The sequence below is a fragment of the Ectothiorhodospira shaposhnikovii genome (genome assembly GCF_022227765.1).
GTDB lineage: Bacteria > Pseudomonadota > Gammaproteobacteria > Ectothiorhodospirales > Ectothiorhodospiraceae > Ectothiorhodospira.
Genome location: NZ_JAJMLZ010000001.1, coordinates 114125 through 139691 on the forward strand (window position 1 = coordinate 114125; position 25567 = coordinate 139691).

The 25567-nt window shown below is 65.9% G+C and carries 25 protein-coding genes; 12 read left to right on the forward strand and 13 right to left on the reverse strand.

From position 1 onward, the window contains the following. Positions 1-8 precede the first annotated feature (8 nt). The 10 genes from LQD11_RS00535 to LQD11_RS00580 form a co-directional block, all read right to left on the reverse strand. On the reverse strand, positions 9-608 hold the full coding sequence (locus LQD11_RS00535) for a class I SAM-dependent methyltransferase (RefSeq protein WP_008931113.1): 600 nt from the start codon (positions 606-608) through the stop codon (positions 9-11). A gap of 122 nt (positions 609-730) precedes the next feature. Further along, on the reverse strand, positions 731-1114 hold the full coding sequence (gene apaG, locus LQD11_RS00540; RefSeq protein ID WP_238615777.1) for a Co2+/Mg2+ efflux protein ApaG: 384 nt from the start codon (positions 1112-1114) through the stop codon (positions 731-733). An 87-nt stretch (positions 1115-1201) separates the two neighbouring features. Further along, positions 1202-2209, reverse strand: a complete 1008-nt coding sequence (gene glk / locus LQD11_RS00545; protein ID WP_238615778.1) for a glucokinase — start codon at positions 2207-2209, stop codon at positions 1202-1204. Between the two features lie 25 nt (positions 2210-2234). Then, entirely contained in the window at positions 2235-3359 is a 1125-nt protein-coding gene (tal, locus tag LQD11_RS00550; protein ID WP_238615779.1) for a transaldolase, read from the reverse strand. 55 nt (positions 3360-3414) lie between these two features. Beyond that, positions 3415-4206, reverse strand: coding sequence for a 16S rRNA (adenine(1518)-N(6)/adenine(1519)-N(6))-dimethyltransferase RsmA (gene rsmA, locus LQD11_RS00555; RefSeq protein ID WP_238615780.1), 792 nt, complete (start codon positions 4204-4206; stop codon positions 3415-3417). A 26-nt stretch (positions 4207-4232) separates the two neighbouring features. Then, on the reverse strand, positions 4233-4562 hold the full coding sequence (locus tag LQD11_RS00560; RefSeq protein WP_238615781.1) for a DUF4156 domain-containing protein: 330 nt from the start codon (positions 4560-4562) through the stop codon (positions 4233-4235). A 23-nt stretch (positions 4563-4585) separates the two neighbouring features. Continuing rightward, positions 4586-5587, reverse strand: a complete 1002-nt coding sequence (pdxA, locus tag LQD11_RS00565) for a 4-hydroxythreonine-4-phosphate dehydrogenase PdxA (protein ID WP_238615782.1) — start codon at positions 5585-5587, stop codon at positions 4586-4588. Further along, a complete protein-coding gene (locus LQD11_RS00570) occupies positions 5584-6927 on the reverse strand; it encodes a peptidylprolyl isomerase (protein WP_238615783.1) in 1344 nt (447 codons plus the stop codon). The genes pdxA and LQD11_RS00570 overlap by 4 nt, the downstream gene beginning before the upstream one ends. Beyond that, a complete protein-coding gene (locus tag LQD11_RS00575) occupies positions 6911-9094 on the reverse strand; it encodes an LPS-assembly protein LptD (RefSeq protein WP_238615784.1) in 2184 nt (727 codons plus the stop codon). The genes LQD11_RS00570 and LQD11_RS00575 overlap by 17 nt, the downstream gene beginning before the upstream one ends. A 145-nt stretch (positions 9095-9239) precedes the next feature. Then, positions 9240-9893, reverse strand: coding sequence for an adenylate kinase (locus tag LQD11_RS00580; RefSeq protein ID WP_238615785.1), 654 nt, complete (start codon positions 9891-9893; stop codon positions 9240-9242). Between the two features lie 178 nt (positions 9894-10071). Between LQD11_RS00580 and ppa the strand changes: the two genes are divergently transcribed. The 9 genes from ppa (at position 10072) to lipB (ending at position 18654) form a co-directional block, all read left to right on the forward strand. After that, on the forward strand, positions 10072-10605 hold the full coding sequence (ppa, locus tag LQD11_RS00585) for an inorganic diphosphatase (RefSeq protein WP_238615786.1): 534 nt from the start codon (positions 10072-10074) through the stop codon (positions 10603-10605). A 115-nt stretch (positions 10606-10720) separates the two neighbouring features. Continuing rightward, positions 10721-12574, forward strand: coding sequence for a penicillin-binding protein 2 (gene mrdA, locus LQD11_RS00590; protein ID WP_238615787.1), 1854 nt, complete (start codon positions 10721-10723; stop codon positions 12572-12574). Continuing rightward, on the forward strand, positions 12574-13692 hold the full coding sequence (rodA, locus tag LQD11_RS00595; RefSeq protein ID WP_238615788.1) for a rod shape-determining protein RodA: 1119 nt from the start codon (positions 12574-12576) through the stop codon (positions 13690-13692). Before mrdA ends, rodA begins: the two co-directional genes overlap by 1 nt. Further along, complete coding sequence (gene mltB / locus LQD11_RS00600) at positions 13689-14756, forward strand: lytic murein transglycosylase B (RefSeq protein ID WP_238615789.1); 1068 nt, start codon at positions 13689-13691, stop codon at positions 14754-14756. The genes rodA and mltB overlap by 4 nt, the downstream gene beginning before the upstream one ends. Then, positions 14753-15619 carry a septal ring lytic transglycosylase RlpA family protein gene (locus LQD11_RS00605; protein WP_238615790.1) on the forward strand — a complete coding sequence of 289 codons (867 nt, stop codon included), beginning with the start codon at positions 14753-14755 and terminating at the stop codon, positions 15617-15619. Before mltB ends, LQD11_RS00605 begins: the two co-directional genes overlap by 4 nt. A gap of 87 nt (positions 15620-15706) precedes the next feature. Beyond that, on the forward strand, positions 15707-16876 hold the full coding sequence (locus LQD11_RS00610; protein ID WP_008931098.1) for a D-alanyl-D-alanine carboxypeptidase family protein: 1170 nt from the start codon (positions 15707-15709) through the stop codon (positions 16874-16876). Positions 16877-16896: 20 nt separating this feature from the next. After that, the gene (locus tag LQD11_RS00615; RefSeq protein WP_238615791.1) at positions 16897-17748 is read left to right on the forward strand and encodes a D-amino acid aminotransferase; all 852 of its coding nucleotides are present in this window, start codon (positions 16897-16899) and stop codon (positions 17746-17748) included. Then, positions 17748-18017, forward strand: coding sequence for a YbeD family protein (locus LQD11_RS00620; protein ID WP_238615792.1), 270 nt, complete (start codon positions 17748-17750; stop codon positions 18015-18017). Before LQD11_RS00615 ends, LQD11_RS00620 begins: the two co-directional genes overlap by 1 nt. Positions 18018-18027: 10 nt before the next feature. Continuing rightward, a complete protein-coding gene (lipB, locus tag LQD11_RS00625) occupies positions 18028-18654 on the forward strand; it encodes a lipoyl(octanoyl) transferase LipB (protein WP_238615793.1) in 627 nt (208 codons plus the stop codon). On the opposite strand, the gene prmC is transcribed toward lipB, so the two are convergent. The 3 genes from prmC to hemA are packed head-to-tail and all read right to left on the reverse strand — an operon-like array spanning position 18641 to position 21854. Then, positions 18641-19492: a peptide chain release factor N(5)-glutamine methyltransferase gene (gene prmC, locus LQD11_RS00630; RefSeq protein WP_240544848.1), complete on the reverse strand. Its 852-nt coding sequence runs from the start codon at positions 19490-19492 to the stop codon at positions 18641-18643. The genes lipB and prmC overlap by 14 nt on opposite strands. An 8-nt stretch (positions 19493-19500) precedes the next feature. Beyond that, positions 19501-20583, reverse strand: coding sequence for a peptide chain release factor 1 (gene prfA / locus LQD11_RS00635; protein WP_238615794.1), 1083 nt, complete (start codon positions 20581-20583; stop codon positions 19501-19503). Further along, complete coding sequence (gene hemA, locus LQD11_RS00640; RefSeq protein WP_040404872.1) at positions 20580-21854, reverse strand: glutamyl-tRNA reductase; 1275 nt, start codon at positions 21852-21854, stop codon at positions 20580-20582. Before hemA ends, prfA begins: the two co-directional genes overlap by 4 nt. 541 nt (positions 21855-22395) lie before the next feature. Between hemA and LQD11_RS00645 the strand changes: the two genes are divergently transcribed. The 3 genes from LQD11_RS00645 to ispE are packed head-to-tail and all read left to right on the forward strand — an operon-like array spanning position 22396 to position 25558. Further along, a complete protein-coding gene (locus LQD11_RS00645; protein ID WP_238615795.1) occupies positions 22396-24084 on the forward strand; it encodes a tetratricopeptide repeat protein in 1689 nt (562 codons plus the stop codon). Beyond that, on the forward strand, positions 24081-24680 hold the full coding sequence (gene lolB, locus LQD11_RS00650) for a lipoprotein insertase outer membrane protein LolB (protein WP_238615796.1): 600 nt from the start codon (positions 24081-24083) through the stop codon (positions 24678-24680). The genes LQD11_RS00645 and lolB overlap by 4 nt, the downstream gene beginning before the upstream one ends. Beyond that, a complete protein-coding gene (ispE, locus tag LQD11_RS00655; RefSeq protein WP_420828243.1) occupies positions 24680-25558 on the forward strand; it encodes a 4-(cytidine 5'-diphospho)-2-C-methyl-D-erythritol kinase in 879 nt (292 codons plus the stop codon). The genes lolB and ispE overlap by 1 nt, the downstream gene beginning before the upstream one ends. The last annotated feature ends 9 nt before the right edge of the window (positions 25559-25567 follow it).

The window sequence follows — 25567 nt, forward strand, 5'->3', positions numbered from 1 at the left end:
AGGTGGGGTCAGGCCTTCTTTTCCAGCAGGATGTGACGGAACCAGCCGCGCAGCATCGCCGGGCTGTCTTCCAGCAGGGTCAGGTCGGTGCGCTTCTTCATCAGGTTCTCGAACACCACGTCGGTGCGGGTGGCCATGAACTGGGACACCAGGCCCAGCAGGCGGCGGAAGGGAGCGCTTTCGCCGGGCTTGAGGAACTTGTCCAGGATCAGGATCCGGCCACCGGGCTTGAGCACGCGGGTGGCCTCGGTCAGTGCCTTGCCGGCATTGGGGACGACGGCCAGGATGTTGTGCATGACGACCACGTCGAACTGGGCATCCTCGTAGGGCAGGGCCATGGCATCGCCTTCATGCAGTTCGATGCCCAGGTTCAGGGACTGGGCGCGTTCGGTCGCCTTCTTGAGCATGGCCGGGGTCAGGTCCACGCCGGTGTAATGGGCGCCCTGGGGCAGGAAGGGAAAATCCAGCCCGGTGCCCACGCCCGCCAGCAGGATGGATCGACCTTCCACGTTGCCCAGCCGTTCCAGGCTGCGCTGTCTGACGCCTGTTGAAGGTTTTTCAATCAGTCGATCGTAGATGGGTGCCCAGAGGGTATAAGGGATGCGCATGAGGTTAGCCCGTGGTTGTGGATGAGTCTTGTATCGTTATTTTCCAGTGCTCACGATTGTAGTCAGTGACCATGCCCCTGTCTAAAGTAGGGGTTTGCAGGCTTGATCCAGGTCGGATTTATTCAGTGCAGCACCCTGGGCACGGACAGGGTGAACGTGGGAATGACGGCCTCGAACCGGGTGCCGTCGTCGGCGACCATCTGGTAGGTCCCGTGCATGGTACCCACCGGGGTTTCGATCATGGCACCGCTGGTGTATTGAAAGCCCTGGCCGGGATCCAGGTGGGGTTGCTCGCCCACCACGCCTTCGCCCCGGACTTCCTGCACCTTGCCGTTGGAGTCATGGATGATCCAGTGGCGACTGACGAGTCTCGCCCCTTGCTTGCCCAGATTGCGCAGGGTGACCGTGTAGGCAAACACAAATCGGCCGTGCATGGGGTCGGACTGGGATTCCACGTAACCGCAGTTGACCTGGACCTGGATATGGTGGTCGCCGCTTTCCGACATGGGCTGTCTCCGATGGCCCGGCGGGAGTCCGGGCAAGAGCCTGTATCTTGCCGGATCGGCGTGGGAAGTTGTAGCCCGGAACGGACTTCAGCCGCGATCCCGGGGGATCCGCGAGGCCGCCAGCCGGGCGGCGCCCAGCAGTCCCGAGCGGGGATCGGTCACGACCTGGATCGGCATCCTTTCCAGCAGATGGGTCATGGGCGGCTTGCGGCGGAAGGCCTCCACGAAGCCTCCGGCATCCAGCAGGGGCAGGATGCGCGGGGCAATGCCGCCGGCGACATAGACCCCGCCGAAGGGCAGGCAGCCCAGGGCCAGATCGCCCGCCTGGCCGCCGTAAAGGCTGCAGAACAGGGACAGGGTTTCCGCGGCCAGGGGGTCCCCACCCGCCAGGGCGAGCCGGGTGAGTTCGGGGGCCGGGTCCGGCTGTGCCATGGCCTCGGCCAGGGCCTTGCCCGGCCCTTGGGGACTCTCGCTGATGAGGAAATCGGCGATCCGGGCGATTCCCCGGCCGCTGAGCAGGTGCTCCCGGCTGCATCGCCCTTCCCGCCGGGTGACGGCCGCCCACAGGCGGGACTGGCGCGCGTCGGCGGGCGCCAGTTCGCCATGGCCCGCCTCGGTGGGAATGAGTCGCGGCGGCCGCCCGGGACAGACGATGCAGACCCCCAGGCCCGTGCCCGCACCCACCACCAGGCGCACCCCGTCCGGATCCCTTTCCCCCTGCTGTAGTGCATGCAGGCTGTCAGCGGGCAGGTCGTCCAGGCTGTGGGCGATGCCCTCGAAGTCGTTGACCAGGGTGACCCGGGGCAGACCCAGGTCCCGGGCCAGTTGCCGGGAGTCCAGCTGCCAGGGCAGGTTGGTGAGGCGTGCCTGCTGGCCGTCATCCCGGCGTGCGACCGGGCCGGCCAGGGCGAAGGCGGCGGCAACCGGCGTACCATGGCCGGTATCCGTCAGAAAGGTCCGGACCATGGGGGCCAGGCCGGGGTAGTCGGCGCTGGCATAGCGCCGGATTTCCCCGGGGATCAGCCGACCGTCCTCCACCTTGGCCAGCATGAGCAGGGTCTTGGTGCCCCCGATGTCTCCCGCCAGTACGTCCACGATCGTCTCCTTGGGCCACGGCTCTTCAGGCCGCCAGGCGGCGGCGCTTGTCTTCCAGGCCCTGGATCAGATGGGCAAAGGCATCGGCAAAGGCCTGGACGCCCTCGGCTTCCAGACGGTCGGTGACGCTTTCCAGGTCGATGCCCAGGTCGGGCAGCCCCTGAATCAGGGCGCGGGCCTGTTCCTGTCCCTCGGTCAGGGTCAGGGCCGGATTGCCGTGATCCCGGAAGGCCTCATAGGTGGCCGGCGGCAGGGTATTCACCGTGTCGGGGCCGATCAGCGAGTCCACATAGAGGACATCGCTGTAGGCGGGGTTCTTGGTGCCGGTGCTGGCCCACAGCAGCCGCTGGGGCCGGGCGCCGGCCCGGGCCAGCCGTTGCCAGCGCTCACTGTCGCGGACCTGCTGGAAGTGGGCATAGGCCAGCCTGGCATTGGCGATGGCCAGCAGGCCCTGCATGTGCTCCACCGGACGGCCCTCGCGGATGCGCTCTTCCAACAGGGCGTCCAGGGCCGTATCCACCCGACTGACGAAGAAGCTGGCCACGGAGGCGATGGAGGTCACCGGCTCGCCCCGGTCCAGGCGGGTCTCCAGTCCCTTGAGGAAGGCCTCCAGCACCGCCTGATAGCGGGTGACGGAGAACAGCAGGGTGACGTTGACGTTGATGCCGGCGGCGGTCAGCTGCTCGATGGCGGCCAGGCCGGGCAGGGTGCCGGGCACCTTGATCATGAGGTTGGCCCGATCCACCTGGGCGGCCAGTTCCAGGGCCTCGCGCACGGTGCCCTCGGTGTCGAAGGCCAGTTCCGGGGAGACTTCCAGGCTGACGAAACCGTCACGTCCGTCGGTGTCGTGATAGGTCGGGGCAAAGGCGTCGGCGGCCGCCCGGAGGTCGCGGATGGCGAGCTGGTAGAACAGGGCCTGGGTGGTCAGGTCCGGAGACCGGGTCAGGCAGTCCCGGATCGCGGTATCGTAGAGATCACTGCCGGTGATGGCCTTGTCGAAAATGGCGGGGTTGGAGGTCAGACCGCCCAAGCCGTCCTCCCGGATCAGGCGATCCAGTTCCCCGGAGGCCATGAGGTCACTGCGGATGTAATCGTACCAGACGCTCTGGCCCAGTTCTCTCAAGCGAAGCAGCGGATTGTGTTCTGCCATTGTGTCCTCGCCGATGGCGGATAAAGATGCATTGTAACCCCTCATGGGGGCAGGCTTAAGTGCGGCTGGCGGCCACCTCGTTGGCCAGGCGGACGAATTCCTCCACCGACAGGGTCTCCGGGCGCCGGGCGGGATCGATGTCCGCCGCCGTCATGGCGGCGGGTTCCGCCAGCCCCTGCAGGGCATTGCGCAGTGTCTTGCGTCGGCGGGTGAAGCCCTGGTGGACCAGGGCGGCAAACAGGGCCTCGTCCCGGGCGGGGCAGGGCAGGGCCTCCCAGGGCACCAGCCGGACCACGGCGGAATCCACCCGAGGCGGTGGGCGGAAGGCGCCCGGGCCGACATGGAACAGGGATTCGGCCCGACAGCGATACTGCACCATGATCCCCAGTCGCCCGTATTCGGCCGTGCCGGGACGGGCGGTCAGCCGATCCACCACCTCCTTCTGCAGCAGGAAATGCATGTCCTGGATGCCGTCGGCCCATTTCAGCAGGTGAAAGATCAGGGGGGTGGAGATGTTGTAGGGCAGGTTGCCGATCACCCGCAGCTTGCGGCCGGCGGGCACCGGTACCGCGCCGAAGTCAAACTTCAGGGCGTCGGCGGCGTGCACGACGAGTTCACCGGCATCGGCATACTCCGTCTGCAGACGGGGAATCAGATCCCGGTCCAGTTCCACCACATGCAGTTGCCGGCACCGGGTCAGCACGGGCCGGGTGATGGCGCCCATGCCGGGACCGATCTCCAGCAGGGTCTGTCCCGGCTGGGGATCGATGGCCCCGACGATGCGCCCGATGATGCCGGGGTCATGCAGGAAGTGCTGGCCGAAACGTTTTCTGGGGGCGTGTTCCACTGGGGTGGGTGTCTCCGGATGGCCTGTCAGCGGATGCAGCGATAGACGTCATAGCCCCGTCGCCCTTCCCGCAGGGGGCCGCGGGGGACCAGGGTGTCACCGCCCATCTCGGCGGCGGCATTGCGGGCGGCATGCTCCACTTCCTGGGCCAGCTTTTCCGGGGGGCGCTTGAAGATGCCCACCTGCTCGGCCACCGTGGCGGAGGTGTTGCCGACCCGCTCGCACTGGGTCACATCCTGGGCATCCAGGATGCGGACCCGTTCACCGCCGGGAGTGAGCTTGACGAAGGTACAGCCGCCCAGCATCAGGGTCAGGCTGAGCAGGGACAGGGTGCCGATGCGCATGGCTCGGGACATGGGGGATTCCTCGGAACGGATGGTCAGGATGATCTTTGCTCGGCCAGGTGGATGGCCAGGGACAGGGCCTCCACGAAGCTGCCGACTTCGGCCCTGCCGGTGCCGGCCAGCTCCAGGGCGGTACCATGGTCCACCGAGGTGCGGATGATGGGCAACCCCAGGGTGATGTTCACGGCCCGGCCGAAGCCGGCATGCTTGAGTACCGGCAGTCCCTGGTCATGATACATGGCCAGCACCGCGTCCGCCTCGCCCAGATAGCGCTCGGTGAACAGGGTGTCGGCGGGCAGGGGGCCGCGCAGGTCCATGCCCTCGGTGCGCAGCTGTTCCAGCACCGGGGCGATGACCCGGATCTCCTCGTCCCCCAGGTGGCCACCCTCGCCCGCGTGGGGGTTGAGGCCGCAGACCAGGATGCGGGGTCTGGGCAAGCCGAAACGCGCCCGCAGATCCTGGTGCAGCACCCGTAGCACGCTCAGGAGTCGTGCCGGGGTGATCTCGGCGGCAACCCTGGACAGGGGCAGATGGGTGGTGGCCAGGGCCACCCTCAGGGTGCCGGCGGCCAGCATCATCACCGGCATGGGGGCGCGGCAGCGCTCGGCCAGATATTCCGTGTGTCCGGTAAAGGGGATGCCCGCCGTGTTGATGACGCCCTTGTGCACCGGCCCGGTGACCAGGGCGTCAAAGGTGCCGGCCAGACAGCCGTCGGCGGCCCGCCGCAGGGTCTTGAGCACGTAGTCCCCGTTGGCCGGATCCAGCTGGCCGGCTCTGACGGGGCGGTTCACCTGGCAGTCGCCGACGATGCTCAGGCAGCCGGGGAGGTCGGCGTGGGGTGGACTGTCCGGCTCGAAGGGGGCCAGTGTCAGTGGCAGGCCCAGGGCCGCGGCCCGGTCCTGCAGCACCAGCGGGTCACCGATCACGACCCGCTGGGCCGGGCAGGGTTCCTGAGCCAGCATGGCCACCAGATCCGGGCCGATGCCCGCCGGTTCTCCCGGCGTGATGGCGATACGGGGGATGGGGTGGGCCATCATCGTGCCGGCGGCTCAATGGGAGTGGTCGGACCACCCAGGGCCAGTCTGTCCAGGCGCAGCTCCACGAAGGATTCGTCCCGCAGTCGGCGCAGCCACAGTTCCAGTTCGTCGTCACGCTTGCGATCCCGGATGATCTCCCGGGCCTGGGCACGCATCAGCTCCCGGGAGCCGTCGTGATCTCGTCGTTCCAGCACTTCCAGGATGTGCCAGCCGAACGGGGAACGGAAGGGCTCGCTGACCCGCCCCGGGGGCTGGCGGTTCATGATGTCCTCGAACTGGGGCACCAGATCACCGGGGTCGGTCCAGCCCAGGTCGCCGCCCCGCAGGGCGCTGCCCCGGTCGTCGGAGTGGGCGCGGGCCAGTTCGGCGAAGTCGGCGCCGTCCTCGATGCGGCTGCGCAGGCTGGACAGGCGTTCCAGGGCTTCATCGCTGCTCAGCACCTCGGTGGGGGTAATGAGGATGTGACGCACCCGGGTCTGGCGGATCTGGGCCCGTGTTCCGCCCCGGCGTTCCGCCAGCTTGATGATGTGGAAGCCGGAAGGGGAACGGATCACCTCGCTGACTTCGCCCTCTCGCATCAGGACCACATGACGGGCGAACAGGGTGGGTACCTGGGCGGCGTTGCGCCAGCCCAGGTCGCCGCCGTCCAGGGCGTGCTGGCCGGCGGATTCCCGCAGGGCCAGGGCGGTGAAGTCGGCCCCGTCGGCGGCTTCCTCGCGGATCTTCCGGGCCTGTTCCCGGGCGGCCTGGATCCTGTCGGGGGTCGCCCCTTCGGGGAGAGAAATCAGCAGATGCAGCAGACGGTATTCCACATCCCTGTCGATGGCACCGCTTTCACTGGCGATGAGGTCGTCGATTTCCTGTTCACTGACCTGGATGCGGCTGTCCACCTGCCGGCGTCGCAACTGATTGATGGCCAGTTCATCCCGGATCTGTTCGCGAAAGGCGGGGAAATCCACACCGTCGGCCACCAGCCTGTCCCGGAATTCCGCCAGGGTCATGCGGTTTTCCCGGGCGATGTTTTCCATCGCGTTGTTCAGGGTGATGTCGTCGATGCGGATGCCGATGCGCCGTGCCTCCTGCAGTTGCAGGCGCTCCAGGATCAGGCGGTCCAGCACCGGGCGGATCAGCACCTCCCGGGGCGGGGCCTGGCCGTCGCGGGCGGCCAGTTGCTGTCCGATCTCATCCATGCGCCGCAGCAGCTCGCTCTGCATGATGACGTCTTCTTCCACCACGGCGATGATCCGGTCCATCAGTCGGCCGTCTTCCGGCACCTGGGCGCCGAGGCCGGTGGACCCGGCCAGGACCAGGAGGATCAACAGTCTAGTAATCAGTTTCATAACCCAGCACGCCCTCGCTCAGCAGGTCACCCAGGCCGGTGCCCAGGCTGCCGAGTCCCTTGAGGATAAGTTGAAAATAGATGCCTTCATTGTACTCACCCGTGACGCCGTCGTTGAGGAATCGGCGGGAGACGAGGCGGAAGGCCCAGCAGCAGCTCTTGTATTCCAGGCCCGCCAGGACTTCCAGTTCCCGGTTGTCCTCCAGACTGTAGGCCCAGCGACCCACCACATCCCAGTGACGGGACAGGGGCCAGGCAAACGAGAGGTCCGTCTGTTCCAGCAGGTCCTCACGGTAACGATGGCCCAGGTTGATCACGCGACGTCCATCCACCCGATATTGCAGATGAGTGGATGAACGTTCAATTTGTTCCCGTCGCGGGTCCCACTGCGCACTGGCGCGTGCGTTCCAGCGCGCCCCCAGCCGTGCCCCCACCTCACCCACCAGGGATGAGCTGTCCGCGGTTTCGCCGCGATCATCCTCGCGCAGGGTCACGCGACGATCGTCGAAGTAGTGGATCTGTCCCAGGCTCGCGCGCAGGCGTTCCTCGCCGGAGCGGCCGTCGATGATTCGCGTGGTGAGGGCGGTGGTGAGTTGGTTGGCGTCGGCAACCCGGTCGGGTCCACTGAAACGGTGGTCGCGAAACAGCTGGTCAAAGCTGAAATCGAATTGCGCGGTATCGAACAGCGGGATGTCGTCCTGGTCCCGGCGCGGGGTATAGAGGTAGTACAGGCGGGGTTCCAGGGTCTGGAGGTTCCCGCTCGCCAGGGGGCGGTCCAGGAAGATGCCGGCATCCAGGCTGGCGATGGGCAGGGATCGGGTCAGGTGACGGTCGACCCCGGCGGGCTGGTCCTCCAGAGCGTAATGGGTGACGCGGTATTTCAGGCTCGGGGTCAGGAACCAGGCTGCACCGTGTGTGGGGCGGCTGATCTCCGGCATCAGGTCCGTGCGCTGGGCGGTGACGGTGTCGTCCCGCTCGAAGGCCACCCACTCGGCCCGCAGGCGATAGTCGAATCCACCCGCTTGCAGGGGCCTGCGGCCCTGGAAGAGCAACTGGGGCAGACGCTTGTAGGGGCGGCTGGTGCTGGCGAGGGTCTCGTCCACGATCTGGAAATCCTGCACCCGCCCCAGCAGGCTCCATCCCTGACCGCTGTAGACGAGATCCGCCCGCCGTTCCAGGTGGGTGATGCTGGTATCGTCGAGCGAGTCGCCCAGGTCGCGGAAGTAGCGCTCATCGGAGACGTCGGTGCCCGTCGTATGAAAGTGCAGCCGGGGGGCGATGCGCCAGTGGTGATCCCAGGCCACCAGGACGCGATCCTCGCCATAGCTCGTGTCGTTGGGCAGGTAATCCAGCTGGATTTTGCCCCGGTTGTCGGGATTCAGGTAACGGAACTCCGACATCAGCATGGCGCCCCGGCTGTCCATCAGGCGCAGACCCAGGGTGGCATCCCGATGGGGCGCCAGGTTCAGATAGAAGGGGATCAGCAGATCGGCGCCGGTATTGTCCGAGGTGCCGAAACTGGGCGGCAGCAGGCCGGATTTACGGCGGTCATCGATGGGGAAGGTGATCCACGGGGTGTAGAACAGGGGCACCCCCTGAAAGCGCAGCAGAACATTCCGGGCCGTGCCCTGGCCGCTGTCCTGATTCAGCTGCACATGACGCGCGCTGAGCAGCCAGTCGTCCCGGCCGGGATCGCAGGTGGTGAAGGTGGCTCCCTCAAGGTAGAGCGTGTCGCTGCCGCGGGGCTCCAGCGCCCGGGCTTCTCCCCGGGCATGGCGGGGGTCGTAGCGGTAGCGGGCATGCTCGAACCGGCCGGTTTCCGTGTCCAGGTGCAGAAAACCGCCGGGGCTTTCAAAGAACAGTCCGGTATCGGTCTGGAACCGGACGTCCCCCCGGGTTTCCAGGAAGGCGCGGCCTTCCTCGTAGGTGATGAGATCCGCCCGCAGCATGCGACCCCGGTCATAGAGGGTGACATCCCCTTCCAGGCGGGAGATCCCGTCCCGGTCGATGAAGGCACGGTCGGCGAAGAAACGGGTCTGATCATCCCGGGGGAACGGATAGTCCAGGGATTGGGGCTGGTAGCGGCACAGGGACCAGTCATTCGCCTGGACCGTGGTGACGCAGCAGGTCATGAGCAGGCAGCAGGAGAGAAGCTTGCGAGGGTTCATGCGCGCTGGTGCGCCTGAACCACCGGGAAGAGGCCGGGTGGCGTGGTGCCTAGATGAATTGCGCTGGAATGCATGGGGACCGGGGAGACATCGGGGTGAGATGACCCCGAGACACCCGGAGTGTGTCTCGGGGCGGAGCACGTCCTTACTTGCGGCAGGACTCCAGCACCTCGGAGACCGCCTTGTAGATGGACTCGATCTCACCTTCACCCTTCACTGTCTGCAGCAGGCTGCGTTCGCTGTAATACTGCACCAGGGGGCGGGTCTGCTCTTCGTAGACCTTGAGACGCTTGCCGATGGTTTCTTCGTTGTCGTCCGCGCGGTGGGTGAGTTCACCGCCGCAGACATCGCACACGTTTTCCTTCCGGGAGGGGTTGGTGTGACGGTTGAAGACGGCGCCGCAGGAGCCGCAGGTCTGGCGGCCGGTGAGGCGCTGCATCAGATTGTCGAAGTCCACGTCGATGAGCAGCGCCACATCCAGCGGCTTGCCCAGTTCCTTGAGCAGGTCGTCCAGCGCCCCGGCCTGGGCCAGGTTGCGGGGGAACCCGTCCAGAATGTAGCCCTGCTGGGTATCCGGCATGGCCAGGCGTTCACGGATCATGCCCAGAACGATATCGTCGGTCACCAGCTGGCCCGCGTCCATGGCGGCCTTGGCCTGCTGGCCCAGGGGCGTTCCGGCGGAAACGGCAGCGCGCAGGAGATCCCCGGTGGAGATCTGAGGCACCTTGTAACGCTCCATGATCAGCTTGGACTGGGTTCCCTTGCCGGACCCCGGTGCGCCCAGAAGCACGATACGCATGGCATTTCCTCTTTAGTATATAGGCGTGTGTTGCATGGGTTATAAAGACATTAGGCCGAAACTTATACCTGCTCAAGCGCCCGGCACGCAAGCACTCCCCTTGGGGATATGGCTTTTCGTCGGCCGGGTTGCCGTTATAATGCCGCCTCCCGATTCACTCACTCTTGGGCCTGATCCAATGAACATCGACAAGATCTCCGCAGGCAAAGACCTGCCCAACGACATCAACGTGATCATCGAGATTCCCGCGTATGCCTCCCCGGTCAAGTACGAGGTGGACAAGGACAGCGGTGCCCTGCTGGTGGATCGCTTCATGGCCAGCCCCATGTTCTATCCCTGCAACTACGGGTTCGTGCCCCATACCCTGTCCGATGACGGTGACCCGGTGGACGTGTTGGTGATGACCCCCTTCCCGGTGGCCAGCGGCAGCGTGATCCGTTGCCGCCCCGTGGGCATGCTCAAGATGACCGACGAGGCGGGCGAGGATGCCAAGCTGCTGGCGGTGCCCGTGTCCAAGTTGTCCCGGGAATATGATCACATCCAGGGACCCGATGATGTCCCCGCCCTGTTGCTGGACCAGATCAAGCACTTCTTCGAGCACTACAAGGAACTGGAACCCGGCAAGTGGGTGAAGGTCGAAGGCTGGGTCGGCGTCGACGAGGCCCGGGCGGAGATCGAGAGTTCCGTCAAGCGTTACCAGGCTCAGGCCTGATCTCGTTGCCGGGGAGGCCCGAGGCCTCCCCGGTGCGTTTGCCCACTCTTTTCAGGCACGCCGGCCCCTATACCTCCTCCTGCCCGTGTGGCCATGAGTCTTCCGGATCAAGGGCATGTCGTCGCGTCAACCCATCAAGAATCATCACCAGGAGCAGCGGCTGTTCCTGGCCCGGATCATCACCCTGGGTGTCATCATCGTCCTGCTGTTCGGTCTTGTCGGGGTGCGGCTGACGCAGTTGCAGGTGATCAATCATTCCCATTTTTCCACCCTGTCCCAGAATAACCGGGTGCGCCTGGAAGCCCTGCCGCCGCCCCGGGGGCTGATCTATGACCGCAACGGCGTGGTGCTGGCGGAGAATCGTCCGACCTATCAGCTGGAGGTGACCCTGGAGCAGGTGGACAACCTCCAGGACACCCTGGATCGCCTGTCGGCGCTGCTGGATCTGGAACCGGCCGAGATAGATCGCTTTCGCCGCTCCCTGCGGGGCAAACGCCCTTTCCAGGCGGTGCCGCTCAAGCTCAATCTCACCGACGAGGAACTGGCCAACTTTGCCGTTAATCGGCATCTGTTCCCCGGCGTGGACGTGCAGGCCGGGGTGGCACGTCATTATCCTCATGGCGAGGCCCTGGCCCATGTCATCGGCTACGTGGGACGTATCGATGAGCGGGAACTGGCACGCATCGATACCCGTCGCTATGCCGGCACCACCCACATCGGCAAGCTGGGGGTGGAACGCTATTACGAAGATCACCTGCATGGTCATGTGGGGTTCCAGAAGGTGGAGGTGAATGCCCAGGGCCGGACCCTGAGGGTACTGGAGCGGGAGCCGCCGGTACCGGGGCGTGATCTGGTGCTGAGCCTGGACGTGCGCCTGCAGGCCGTGGCCCAGGAGGCACTGGACGGCATGGCCGGCGCCATCGTCGCCATGGATCCCCGCAACGGCGAGGTCCTGGCCATGGTCAGCATGCCCACTTTCGATCCCAACCTCTTCGTGCACGGGATTCCGGCCCGAACCTTCCAGGAGTTGCGCAACAACCGCCGTCAGCCGCTGTTCAACCGTGCCCTCTCCGGTCAGTACCCGCCGGGTTCCACCCTGAAGATGCTGGTGGGTCTGGCGGGGCTTGAGCATGGGGTGATCCGGGCCGACCGCATGATGTTCGCCGCCGGCTACTACACCCTGCCCAACGACACCCGCCGCTACCGGGACTGGCGTCGACACGGCCATGGCTGGGTGGACCTGGACAAGGCCATCACCCAGTCTTCCGACGTGTATTTCTATGACATGTCCTTCCGGCTGGGGATCGATCGCATGTCGGAGTTTCTGGGCCGTTTCGGGGTGGGGGAGGCCACGGGCATCGACAGTACGGGCGAACGTCGCGGCCTGTTGCCCAGCCGGGAATGGAAGCGGGCCGCCCAGGGCATGCCCTGGTTTCCCGGCGAGACCCTGATCACCTCCATCGGACAGGGCTACATGCTGGCCACGCCCATGCAGCTGGCCTCCATCAGCAGTACCCTGGCCATGCGGGGCCAGCGGGTGCGTCCCCATCTGCTGCGCGGCATGCTGGGCGAGGACGGCGAGGAACTGCATGTGGCCGAGCCGGAGTTCCTGGCCCCGGTGCAGGTGTCCCGCGCGGAGTTCTGGGACCAGGTGCTGACCCCGATGGAGCATGTCATGCACCGTCCCAACGGCACCGCCTATCATTCGGCGGGCCGCGACGCGCCCTATCGCATCGCCGGCAAGACGGGGACGTCACAAGTGTTCGGCCTGGGGCAGGACGAGGAATACGATGAGGCGTCCGTGGCCAAGCACCTGCGGGATCACGCCCTGTTCATCGGTTTTGCGCCGGCGGATGATCCCCGCATCGCGGTGGCGGTGCTGGTGGAGAACGGCGGCAGCGGTGGCCGGGTGGCGGCACCGGTGGCCCGCAAGGTGATGGATTATTTCATACTGGAGATGACCCCCTGATGCTCAACGGCACCGCGGAAGAACACGGCCTGGGGCGCGCCATCGTCCGTGCCCTGCACCTGGATTTGCTGTTGCTGGGCGGGGTGGCGCTGTTGCTGGCCATGGGCTTCGTGGTGCTCTACAGCGCCAGCGGGGAAGACCTGGATACCCTGTATCGCCAGGGGGTGCGGGTGGGTATTGCCTTCACCGTGCTGATGGTGATGGCGCAGATCCCGGCCAACCATCTGCGCCAGTGGTCGCCATGGGTGTATGCCGGCGGGGTGTTGCTGTTGCTGGCGGTGATGTTCTTCGGCGAAGTGGGCAAGGGAGCGCAGCGGTGGCTGGATCTGGGCGTGGTGCGTTTCCAGCCTTCCGAGTTCATGAAGATCGCCGTGCCCATGATGGTGGCCTGGTATTTCGCCGACCGCCCCCTGCCGCCCCGGTTCCTGGAAGTGGCGGCGGCGGCTTTGCTGGTGATGGTGCCGGCCGTGCTCATCGCCAAGCAGCCGGACCTGGGTACCGCCCTGCTGGTGGCGGGATCCGGTCTGGTGATCATCTTTCTGGCTGGGGTGCGCTGGCGTATTCTCATGGGGCTGGGGGCCCTGGCCCTGGTGGCGGCACCGTTGCTGTGGCATTTCATGCAGGATTATCAGCGTCGGCGGGTACTCACGTTGCTGAACCCGGAGAGCGACCCCCTGGGGGCCGGCTATCACATCATCCAGTCCAAGATCGCCATCGGTTCCGGCGGGTTCTACGGCAAGGGCTGGCTCAACGGTACCCAGTCCCAGCTCGAGTTCCTGCCGGAGCGTTCCACCGACTTCATCTTCGCCGTCTACGCCGAGGAGTTCGGCCTGATGGGCATCCTGCTGCTGCTGTCCCTCTACCTGCTGGTGATCCTGCGCGGGCTGACCATCGCCCTGCGGGCCCAGGATACCTATTCGCGCCTGCTGGCCGGCAGCCTGAGCTTCACCTTCTTCGTCTACGTATTCGTCAACACGGGCATGGTGTCGGGACTGCTGCCGGTGGTCGGGGTCCCCTTGCCCTTATTCAGCTACGGCGGTACGTCCATGGTGACCCTGATGGCGGCTTTCGGTATTCTCATGTCCATCAACTCCCATCGCAGACTACTCGCCCGATGACTTCCCTGTGCGCTTCTCCAGTGCCTTTCCACCGTCGTATCCTCTCCCTGCTGCTGACGGCGCTGCTGTTGGGCACCTGTGCCGCGGCCGGGGCCAACCCTCGCGGCCTGGTGGCCGGTGATCCGCCCTACCTGGAGCGCGATGACGTCCGGGAGTTCATCCGCACCCTGGCCCGGGAAGACGGCTTCGATGCCCGCGAGCTGGAGCGCCTGTTTGCCGAGGCCAGGCCGCAGCAGCGGATCCTGGATCTGATCTCCACCCCGGCCGAGGCCCGGCCCTGGAAGGATTACCGTCCGATCTTCCTCACCGAGCAGCGTATCCGTGCCGGGGAGCGTTTCTGGCAGGAGCATGAGGCCACCATCCTGCGTGCCCAGGAGACCTTCCAGGTCAATGCGGAGATCATCGTCGCCATCATCGGCGTGGAAACCTTCTACGGCCGCCATCAGGGCACCTTCCCGGTGCTGGACGCCCTGGTGACCCTGGGCTTTGACTATCCGCCCCGGGCAAATTTCTTCCGTTCCGAACTGCGCCACTACCTGCATCTGGCGCGGGAGGAAGGGCTGGACCTGCGCGGCACGCTTGGTTCCTATGCCGGGGCCATGGGCCGGGGGCAGTTCATCTCTTCCAGCTATCGTGAATATGCCGTGGACTTCAGCGGCGACGGCCGTCGGGACCTGCTCAACTCCTGGCCCGATGCCATCGGCAGCGTGGCCAATTATTTCCGTCGTCATCACTGGACCATGGGCGCGCCCGTGGTGGTGCGGGCCCGGGTGGAGGGCGATGCCTACAAGTCCCTGGTCGGCGGCGGCTACCAGGCCCGATACGGCCTCGACGAACTGGCCCGCCACGGCATCGTGCCGGAAGGTCGGGTCGCCCCCGACGCCCGCTTCTCCGTGATCGAACTGCAGGCGGAGGAGGGGACCCAGGTCTGGCTGGGTTACGAGAACTTCTACGTCATCACCCGCTACAACCGCAGTCCGCTCTATGCCATGGCGGTGTATGAGTTGGCTCGGGAGATTCGCAAGGCCCGGGAGCAGGCCCTGGCGGAGGGTGGGGCGCGGTGACACGGCACGGTGCCATGCGTCTTTTGCCGGTCATCTTGCTGGCGCTGATCCTGGCAGCCTGCAGCGGCAGCCGCGGTCCGGCCCCTGTTTCCGGGTACACACCGGAAGAGCGCGACGGCGCCCCCCATCCCAGCCGGATCCCGGATCTGTCCCGGATCCCCGAGCCGGTGCCCCGGGTGGAGCCCATGAGCCGTTACGGCAACCCGGAGTCCTATGTGGTATTCGGGCGCCGCTACACCACCCTGGACAGCGCGCAAGGGTATCGCGAGCGCGGCGTGGCTTCCTGGTACGGGACCAAGTTCCATGGCCGGCGCACTTCCAGCGGCGAGCCTTATGACATGTTCGCCATGACCGCGGCCCATACTTCATTGCCCCTGCCCACCTACGTGCGGGTGACCAACCTGGAAAACGGCCGCAGCGTGGTGGTGCGGGTGAATGACCGCGGACCGTTCGTGGACAACCGCATCATCGACCTTTCCTATGCGGCGGCCCATCGCATCGGCATGCTGGATCGGGGCACGGCGCGGGTGGAGGTCAAGGCCCTGACGCCCGAACCGTCCGGCCCGAATGTCATCCAGGCCGGCTGGGTGGAGCCGTCGCCGCCCGCCGGGCCGTCCGAATCCGGCCTGGCCGGACCCGTATTCCTGCAGGTGGGCGCCTTTTCCAGCCGCGTGAACGCGGAGCAGTTGCGCGACCGTCTGCACGCGCGGCTCGACCAGGTGGCCGTGCTGGAAAGTCGCCAGGACGACACCACGCTTTACCGTGTGCGTGTCGGTCCCCTGTCGGACGTGCGCAGCAAGCGGGATACGGTCCGGATCCTGCAGTCCATGGGGCTTGGAGACTATCGGGTCGTCGCCGATTGAACCCCTTCGCATCCGGGGTGTCCCTGGTGTGTTACCCTTTTCGATCCGAATACCCATTCCGTCGGTTTTACAGCCCCTGAAGATGCCATGATGCCAAGACTCGTCGTCAGCGTTCTGTTGCTTGCCCTCCTGTTGCCCGGACTGGCCGGCGCCAGCCTGCGTGTCTCTCCCCCCTCGGACCTGACCGCGCGCAACTATGTGCTGCTGGATGCGGTCAGCGGCATGGTACTCGCCGAGCGGGCCGCCAACGAGCGGGTCGAGCCCGCCAGCCTCACCAAGATCATGACCGCCTATATCGTCTTCAAGGAATTGCAGGACGGTCGGCTGGCTCTGAACGAACCGGTGGACGTGAGTGAACGGGCCTGGCGAACCGGCATGCGGGGGGCATCGCGCATGTTCATCGAGGTGAACACCCAGGTCGGGGTCGAGGAATTGATCCGCGGCATGATCGTGCAGTCCGGCAACGACGCCTGCGTCGCCCTGGCGGAGCGCATTGCCGGTACGGAAGGCGCCTTCGTGGACATGATGAACGCCCAGGCCCGCGCCCTGGGGATGTACGATACCCAATTCCAGAACAGCCACGGCCTGCCCAGTGACGCGGCCCAGTACACCACGGCCCACGACATCGCCGTGCTGATGCAAGCCCTGATCCGGAATTTTCCCGAATACTATTCCTACTATTCCGAACGCAGCTTCACCTTCAACGGCATCTCCCAGTCCAATCGCAACATCCTGCTGTGGCGGGATGACTCCGTGGACGGGGGCAAGACCGGCTGGACCAGCAATGCCGGTTATAACCTGGTGTCTTCCGCCCAGCGGGACGGCATGCGTCTGGTGGCCGCCGTCATGGGTATCCAGGCCGGTGATCACGAGCAGGGTGGACGCATCCGCGCCAATGAGTCCCAGGCCCTGTTCAACTGGGGCTTCAGGCAGTTCGAGGGCCACAAGCTCTATGACGGCGGGCTGGCCCTGACCGAAGCCCGGGTCTTCAAGGGAGAGCAGAACAAGGTCCAGCTGGGTCTGGTGCAGGATCTTCACGTGACCATCCCCCGCGGCAGCTATGATCGCCTCCAGGCCGAGATTTCCCTGGGCAGCAAGCTGGAAGCCCCCATCGAGCAGGGGCGTGCCTACGGCGAACTGCGCATCATGCTGGACGGTGAACCGCTGCGGGTATTGCCCCTGGTGGCCTTGCAGGGCGTCGAGGAGGGCGGCCTGTTCCGGCGCCTGATCGACAGTGCCTGGATGCTGGTGCGCTAACACTGCGGATGGTTCAAGACATGATCATCTATCTCAATGGTGAGTTCGTTCCGGAAACACAGGCCCGGGTGTCCGTGTTCGACCGGGGTTTTCTGTTCGGTGACGGGGTCTACGAGGTGATCCCCGTGTTCGGCGGCCGCCCTTTGCGGCTGGCGGAGCATCTGGAGCGCCTGACGCGTAGTCTGGCCGAGGTGCGCATCGACAATCCCCATGATCGGTCGGGATGGGAGTCCCTGTTCACGACCTTGCTGGAGAAAAATCCGGGCGGGGACCGCAGCCTCTACGTCCAGGTGACCCGGGGCGTGGCCCGGCGTGATCACGCCTTTCCGACCGGCGTCCGGCCCACGGTCTTTGCCATGGTCAACCCCATCGTCCCCCAGAATCCGGCGGTACTGGAGCAGGGGGTGGCGGCGGTGGTGGTCGACGACCATCGCTGGTCCCGTTGCGACATCAAGGCCATCACCCTGCTGCCCAACGTGCTGGCCCGTCAGGAGGCCCTGGATGCCGGGGCGACGGAAGCCATCCTGATCCGTCAGGGGCTGGCAACGGAAGGGGCGGCAAGCAATCTGTTCGTGGTGGGAGACGGCGTCATCGTCACCCCGCCCAAGGACCGATCCCTCCTGCCCGGCATCACCCGTGATCTGGTGGTGGAACTGGCCCAGGAGGCGGGGCTGCCGTTGATGGAGTCCACCATTCCGGAGCAGTCCCTGCGGGTGGCGGAGGAGATCTGGCTGACCAGTTCCACCCGGGAGATCCTGCCCGTGACCCGTCTGGACGGTCGGCCGGTGGGGGCGGGCGTGCCCGGTCCGGTGTGGTGCCGCGTGCACGGCCTGTACCAGGATTACAAGGCCCGACTGCGGGAGACCGCATGATGAAAAAGCCTGAAGAGATGGGGTTGCAGTTTCCCTGCCAGTTCCCGGTCAAGGTATTCGGTGCCTCGGTGCCGGAACTGGGGGAACGGGTGCGGGCCATCGTCGGCAAGCACGTGCCGGACATCCGGGAGTCGGATTTCTCCATGCGTGCCTCCAAGGGCGGGCGCTACCAGGCCATCACCATCCGTGTCCACGCTCGCAGCCAGGCCCAGATGGATGCCCTCTACCTTGAGCTCAATGCCTGTGAGCTGGTGCAGATGACCCTCTGAGTCCGGTCTGATGTCCGCCATTCTCGTACGCCGCCTGGGGCGCCGGGACTATGCTTCCACCTGGCGGCGGATGCAGGCCTTCACCGATGTCCGGGATGAAACCACCGCCGATGAACTCTGGCAGGTGGAGCATCCTCCGGTGTTCACCCTGGGCCTCAACGGCAAGTCCGAGCACATTCTCGATGCGGGTGACATCCCGGTGATTTCGGTGGACCGGGGTGGTCAGGTGACCTATCACGGACCGGGGCAGGTGGTCATTTACACCCTGCTGGATCTGCGGCGCTCGGGCCTGGGGGTGAGGGCCCTGGTCACTGCGCTGGAGTCGGCGGTGATCGATTATCTGGCCACCCAGGGCATCACCGCCCGGGCCAGGCCGGATGCACCGGGCGTCTATGTGGATGGGGCCAAGATTGCCGCCCTGGGGCTTCGGGTCAGGCGAGGGGGCAGTTATCATGGGCTGGCCTTCAACCTTGACCCGGACCTGTCCGCCTTTGATCGCATCAATCCCTGCGGCTATCGGGGCCTGGCGACCACCTCGCTGGTGGCGCTGGGCGTGCGGACGGACTGGGACCTGGCGGCCCAGGGGCTGACGAACGCCTTGTCACGGCGGTTGCAAAGGCCGCTCATTGCCCCATGATTCCCAGTGTCACCCGGTCCCTGCCGCCCAGATCCCGCACCGTGTCCACTTCGGTAAACCCCCGCTGCTCCAGCAGCGCCCGCACGGCCTCGCCTTGATCCATTCCGTGTTCCAGCAGTAATGCGCCGCCTGGTCCGAGATGACGGGGGGCCTGCTCGACGATCCGGCGGATGTCCGTCAGCCCGTCCGGCCCGGAGGCCAGGGCCGAGCGTGGTTCGAAGCGCAGATCACCCTGGGTCAGATGGGGGTCTGCGTCGGCGATATAGGGGGGGTTGGAGACGATCAGATCGAACCGTTCGCCGGTCAGGGGCGCGAACCAGCTGCCCTGGCGGCATTCGACCCGTGCCTCCAGACCCAGCCGCGTCACGTTTTCCCGTGCCACCGCCAGTGCCTGGGGCGAGCGGTCCACGGCAACGATACGGCATCGAGGGCGCTCCACGGCCAGGGCCAGGGCGATGGCACCCGTGCCCGTGCCCAGGTCCGCCAGCCGGCCCGAAAAATCTTCGGCCAGCCGAGACAGGGCGGCCTCCACCAGGGTTTCAGTATCGGGGCGGGGGATCAGCACGCCGGGGCGGACCGTGAGGTTCAGGGACCAGAATTCCCGGCAGCCCAGCAGGTAGCTGACCGGTTCGCCCTCGCCGCGACGCCGCACCAGGGTCCGAAAGATCGCCAGGGCGTCCGGGTCTTCCAGGATGTCATCGCCATGGGCATAGAGCCAGCCGCGGTCCTTGCCCAGGACATGGGCCAGCAGCAACTCGGCTTCCAGGCGGGGGGCGTCCCCCTGGGCCAGGGCGGATCTCGCCTCGACCAGCAGGGCCTTGAGGGTGATGGCGGGCAAGGCCGGCTTCAGTCCGCCAGGGCGGCCAGTTGTTCCGCCTGATGTTCGTTCACCAGCGGATCGATGACCGGATCCAGATCGCCGGCCATGATGGCTTCCAGCTTGTAGAGGGTCAGGTTGATGCGGTGATCCGTGACCCGCCCCTGGGGGAAGTTGTAGGTGCGGATGCGCTCGGAGCGATCCCCGCTGCCCACCAGGCTCTTGCGGGTGGCGCTTTGTTCCTGGAAGCGGCGGGTCTCTTCCCGCTCGATCAGCTTGGCGGCGAGCAGACTCATGGCCCGGGCCTTGTTCTTGTGCTGGGAGCGCTCGTCCTGGCATTCCACCACCAAGCCGGTGGGCAGGTGGGTGAGACGCACGGCGGAATCGGTACGGTTGACGTGCTGGCCGCCGGCGCCGCTGGCCCGGTAGGTGTCGATGCGAAGGTCCGCCGGATTGATCTCGGGGATCTCCATCTCGTCCGGTTCCGGCATCACGGCGACGGTGGCGGCGGAGGTGTGGATGCGACCCTGGGACTCTGTATCCGGCACCCGTTGTACCCGGTGGGCGCCGGACTCGAACTTGAGGCGGGAATAGACCCCGCGCCCAATGATGCGGGCGATGACCTCCCGGTAACCGCCATGCTCGCCCTCGCTTTCGGACAAGAGTTCCACTTGCCAGCCCCGGGTTTCCGCATAGCGGCTGTACATGCGGAACAGATCGCCGGCAAAGATGGCGGCCTCGTCCCCGCCGGTGCCGGCACGGATTTCCAGGAAGGTGTTGTTCTCGTCGTGGGGGTCTTTCGGGATCAGGTGCCGCTGCAGGTCCAGTTCCAGGGACTCCAGCCGGGACGAGACCGCGGGGATCTCCTCCTCGGCCATGGCGCGCAGGTCCGGGTCCGGATCGCGGGCCATCTGGCGGGCCGCCTCCAGCTCATCGAGTGCGGCGGCATAGGCCTTCCAGCTCTGAACCACCGGTTCGAGCTGGCTGTATTCCATGGAATACCGGCGAAAGCGATCCTGATCCCCGATGACCTGCGGGTCCGCCAGCAGGCCGCTGAGTTCCTCGAAACGATCCGCGATGTCTTCAAGCTTGCGGCGAATGGAGTCTTTCACGAATGGATCTTGTCGGTGGAACTCGGCAGCTTGAAGAGGGCATGGGCCGCGTCCACCAGTTCCAGACGGCCTTCGCGGGCGGCCTCGTTCATGGTGTGGCAGGGGTCATGCAGCAGCTTGTTGGTGAGGGTATGGGCCAGGAAGGACAGAGCCTCTTCCGGCGACCTGCCGGCGGCCACCATCTGATTGGCCTTTTCCAGCACCTCCATCTGCACGCCGTGGGCCTTGTCGCGGAAGGCGCAGATGGTGCTCACCGCGCTCTGGGCCCGCAACCAGCCCATGAAGGTGCTGACCTGGGATTCGATGATCTCCTCCGCCTGACGCGCCGCCTCGCGGCGGGACTGGAGGTTTTCCTGGATGACCTCTTCCAGGTCGTCCACGGTATAGAGGAAGACGTTGTCCAGATTGCCCACCTCCGGCTCGATGTCCCGGGGCACGGCGATGTCCACCATGAACATGGGGCGGCGCTTGCGGGCCTTCAGGGCACGCTCCACAGCGCCCTTGCCCAGGATCGGCAGGGGACTGGCGGTGGAGGAAATGAGGATGTCGGCCTCCGCCAGGCGGGCGGGGATCTCGGACAGGGTGATGACCTCGGCGTCGAACTCGCTGGCCAGTACCTTGGCCCGTTCCACCGTGCGGTTGGCGACGATGATGCGGCCGATCTGGTTGCTGTGCAGGTGGCGGGCCGCCAGTTCGATGGTTTCACCGGCGCCGATCATGAGGGCGGTGAGGGGCTTCATGTCGCCCCAGATCTGCTTGGCCAGGGAGACGGCGGCAAAGGCCACCGAGACCGGGCTGGACCCGATGGCGGTGGAGGTGCGGACGTTCTTGGCCACCGAGAAGGCATGCTGGAACAGTCGTCCCAGTTGGCGGCCCAGGGTGCCGGCGGCGCCGGCGCTCTGATAGGAACCCTTGAGCTGGCCCAGGATCTGGGGTTCGCCCAGCACCAGGGAGTCCAGGCCGCAGGCCACGCGGAGCAGGTGCTTGACCGCGTCGGCTTCCGAGTGACGATAGATGTAGGGCTGGATCTCGCCGGGCTTGAGGCGGTGGAAATCCGCCATCCAGTGCAGCACCCGGTCCGTTGGCTGGTGGGCTTCGGAGCGGAAGTAGATCTCCGTCCGGTTGCAGGTGGACAGGATCGCCGCTTCCTCCACCGGAGTGGAGCGGGTCAGACCGGTGAGGGCTTCATCCATGCGGTCCGGGGAGAACACGACGCGTTCACGAATCCCGACCGGGGCGGATTTATGATTGACTCCGAGAGTAAAAAGCATCGCACGTGAGGACCTGTGGAATAGCGTATTCTGCGCCAGCATTGAAGTCATGACAAGATGTCCCGGATTTTCAACCCTTTGAGTCCGCTCGTAAAACCGGTCTGCCCAAAATTGACCCGTCGCGGCGGGAACTTATCGGCCGCCGTGGGGTGCTAAGGAACATGGGAAGGAAAAATGCGCTTGCATCGCGGTGCGTCATTTTTCGTTCCGTTGCCCTGGCCCGGTTCTGTCGTCGACCGTATCAGATCCACTCCAATGTGGTGGATTGCCCGCTGATCGTCCATGTCCCGCATCAAGAGCTTGCGATTTCGTGGTCAGTGGGGCTTGACTTTCGGTTGATCCGGTTGACACGACGTCGAGCCGGGGCGTGTCCAGTCTAGTTTACACTGTCCGGCGATTTTGGCACGCCCCATGGGGCGATCATTTTTCAAGCAAATGGGTTTATAGTCTTTCCATGCTGCCCGATCAAAGATCCGTTTTCCCTTGGTTCCCCCCGCGTCGCCCGCTACCCCGCATGGGGATGGCGGTGGTGCTGTGCGGATTGCTGACCGCCTGTGCGGGGTTGCCCCGGGACGGTCAGGACCATGAACCCTGGCGGCCCCTTGCCGAAGGCCATCTGCTGCCGCTGCAGGCGCAGGAGAACGGTGTCGCCGATTTGTTCTATGAATTGCTGGTGGGCGAGATTGCCGGGCACCAGGGTGAATTGCAGGTGTCCATCGAGCACTATCTGCGGGCGGCCCAGCGTACACGCAACCCCGAAGTGGCTGAGCGGGCGACCCGCATCGCCCTGTTCGCCGGCGACCCATCCGCGGCCCTGCCGGGTGCCGAGCGCTGGCTGGCGCTGGAGCCGGAGAATCTGGAGGCCCGTCAGATCCTGGCCGCGCTGCTGGTCAACGAGGGCCGCCCGGAAGAAGCCGCCACCCATCTGCTCACCGTGCTTGAGCGCATGGAGGCGGTGGAGGGTGACGGCTACGGCCTGCTGGTGAACATGCTGTCCCGCAGTCAGAACGGTGATGCCGCGATAGAGGCCCTTGCCCTGGTGGCGGAGGGCCGTGGCGACGAGGCCCATGCCTATCTGGCGGTGGCCAGCCTGGCCCTGCAGCAGGATCGCCCCCTGACGGCCGTGGCGGCGGCCGAAAGGGCGCTGACCCTGGACGGCGGGCTTAGGGAAGCTCACGTCCTGCGCGCCCGTGCCCTGGGGCATGCCGGTGACGAGGAAGCCTCCCTGCGGGCCATGGGGGATCTGGTGGCGCGCTATCCCGGGGATGTGGATCTGCGCATCACCTATGCCCGCCTGCTGCTGCAATCGGAGCGTTATGAGGAGGCCCGTCAACAGTTCGAGCGGGTTGCCCGCGAGCGGCCGGGGGATGCCGACCTGCTCTATACCCTGGGGCTGCTGAACATCGAGGTGGAACAGTACGAGGACGCGCAGCGTTATCTGGAGCGGGTGCTGCAGACCGGGCGGCGTGCCCAGGAGGCCCGCTATTACCTGGGACGGATCGCAGAGACCACCGGTGACCGTGAACGGGCCATCCGCTTCTATGAGCAGGTGACTCGGGGAGATCACCGTGACGAGTCCGTCATTCGCGCCGCCCTGCTCAGGGGGGAACTCGGGCAGGTGGCGCGGGCTCGTGCCGATCTGTCGGCGTTGCGGGATCGTCTGGCCGAGCCGGGTGATCGGGTGCGGGTCTATCTGGCCGAGGCCGGTCTGCTTCGGGATGTGCGTGACTATGAAGCCGGGATGGACCTGCTCAATCAGTCCTTGCGGGAATACCCCGGCAATCCGGACCTGCTGTACTCCCGGGCGCTCATGGCGGAGCGATTGGACCGGATCGATCTGGTGGAGGCGGATCTGAACCAGATCCTGGCCCAGGATCCGGATAACCCGGCCGCTCTCAATGCCCTGGGCTACACCCTGGCGGATCGTACCGATCGCCACGAGGAGGCCTACGGCTATATCCGTCGGGCCTATGCCCAGCGCCCGGATGACGCGGCCATCATCGACAGCATGGGCTGGGTGCTCTACCGTCTGGGGCGTCTGGACGAGGCCGAGGTCTACCTGCGGCGTGCCCACGACATGATGGAGGACGGCGAGATCGCCAGTAATCTGGCGGCCCTGCTGTGGGATCGGGGCGAGCGGGAGGAAGCCCTGGAGATCCTCTACCAGGCCCTGGAGCGGGATCCCGATCATGCGCGTCTGCTCAGGCTCAAGGAGCGTCTGGATCCATGAGGACACTCCTGCTTGTCTGTCTGGTGAGCCTGCTGCTCACCGCCTGTGCCGTGCGTCCACCGGTGCCGGTGGATGATCGGGAGCAGGCCTGGCGAGAACGGGTGCAGTTGCTCTCCGCCCAGGATGAATGGACCCTGAGCGGCCGGATCGCGTTGTTCCTGGAGAACGAGCAGTGGAATGCCCATCTGCGCTGGCGTCAGCGGGGGGATGACTACGACATCCAGCTGTTCGGACCGTTCGGACGTCATGCCGCCACCCTGGAGGGCAATGCCACCGGCGTGACCTTGCGTAATGCCGAGGGCGACGTGTATCAGGACCGGGACGTGGACCGTCTGGTGCATCAGGCCCTGGGCTGGCAGCTGCCGGTCAGCGGATTGCGTTACTGGGTGCTCGGCATACCCTCCCACGACCGCCTGGAAGGGCGGACCCTGGATTCCGCGGGCAGGGCCCAGCGACTGCTGCAATCCGGCTGGGACGTGGGGTACGATCGCTATGCCGAGGCCGTCGGCCCGGCGCCGCTGCCCGATCGCATGAGGCTGGAATTCGACGACATACGCGTCCGCCTGGTGGTGGACGACTGGCAAATGACACCATGATGCAACAAGACCCTTGCATGGGCTGGCCCGCGCCCGCCAAGCTCAACCTGTTCCTGCACATCACCGGTCGTCGGCCCGACGGCTATCACGAATTGCAGTCCGTGTTTCAGTTCCTCTCCCATGGGGATACCCTGGATTTCCGTTTGCTGGATGAGGATCGGGTGTGCGCCGAGCACGCCCTTGACGGCGTGGATCATGACGATGATCTGACCGTCCGGGCCGCTCGGGCCCTCAAGGCCGCCACCGGTCACCCCGGCGGCGTGGCCATCCGGGTCCATAAACGTCTGCCCATGGGAGGCGGGCTCGGCGGCGGTAGTTCCGATGCGGCCACGGTGCTGGTGGCCCTCAATGCCCTCTGGGAGACCGGACTGGACGACGACGCCCTGGCCGACATGGGTCTGACGCTGGGTGCGGACGTGCCGGTGTTCGTGCGCGGCCATGCCGCCTGGGCGGAAGGGGTCGGGGAGCGGCTGGCGCCGGTGTCGCCGCCTGAGCCCTGGTATCTGGTGGTGCATCCCGGCGTGATGGTGCCCACCGGGGCGATCTTTACCGATCCTGGATTGACACGGGACTGTCCACCCATCAAAATAGCGGACTTTCTTGCAGGACGAGCAGGCAACGTGTGTGAGCCGGTCGTCTGTCGGCGCTTTCCGGAGGTGGCCAAGGCCCTGGAATGGCTGCAACGACAGGGTGTGACGGCGCGCATGACGGGTACCGGCAGCTGTGTGTTCGGCATCTTCGAGACCGAGGAAGCCGCCCGCGCCGCCCGTGACTGTCTGCCGGGTGGATGGACGGGGTTTGTGGCCCGTGGTTGCAACCAGTCTCCGTTGCATCGACGCAGGGCTCGGCTTCAGGCTGTCACTGCCTCGCAGGAATAACGAGTCACA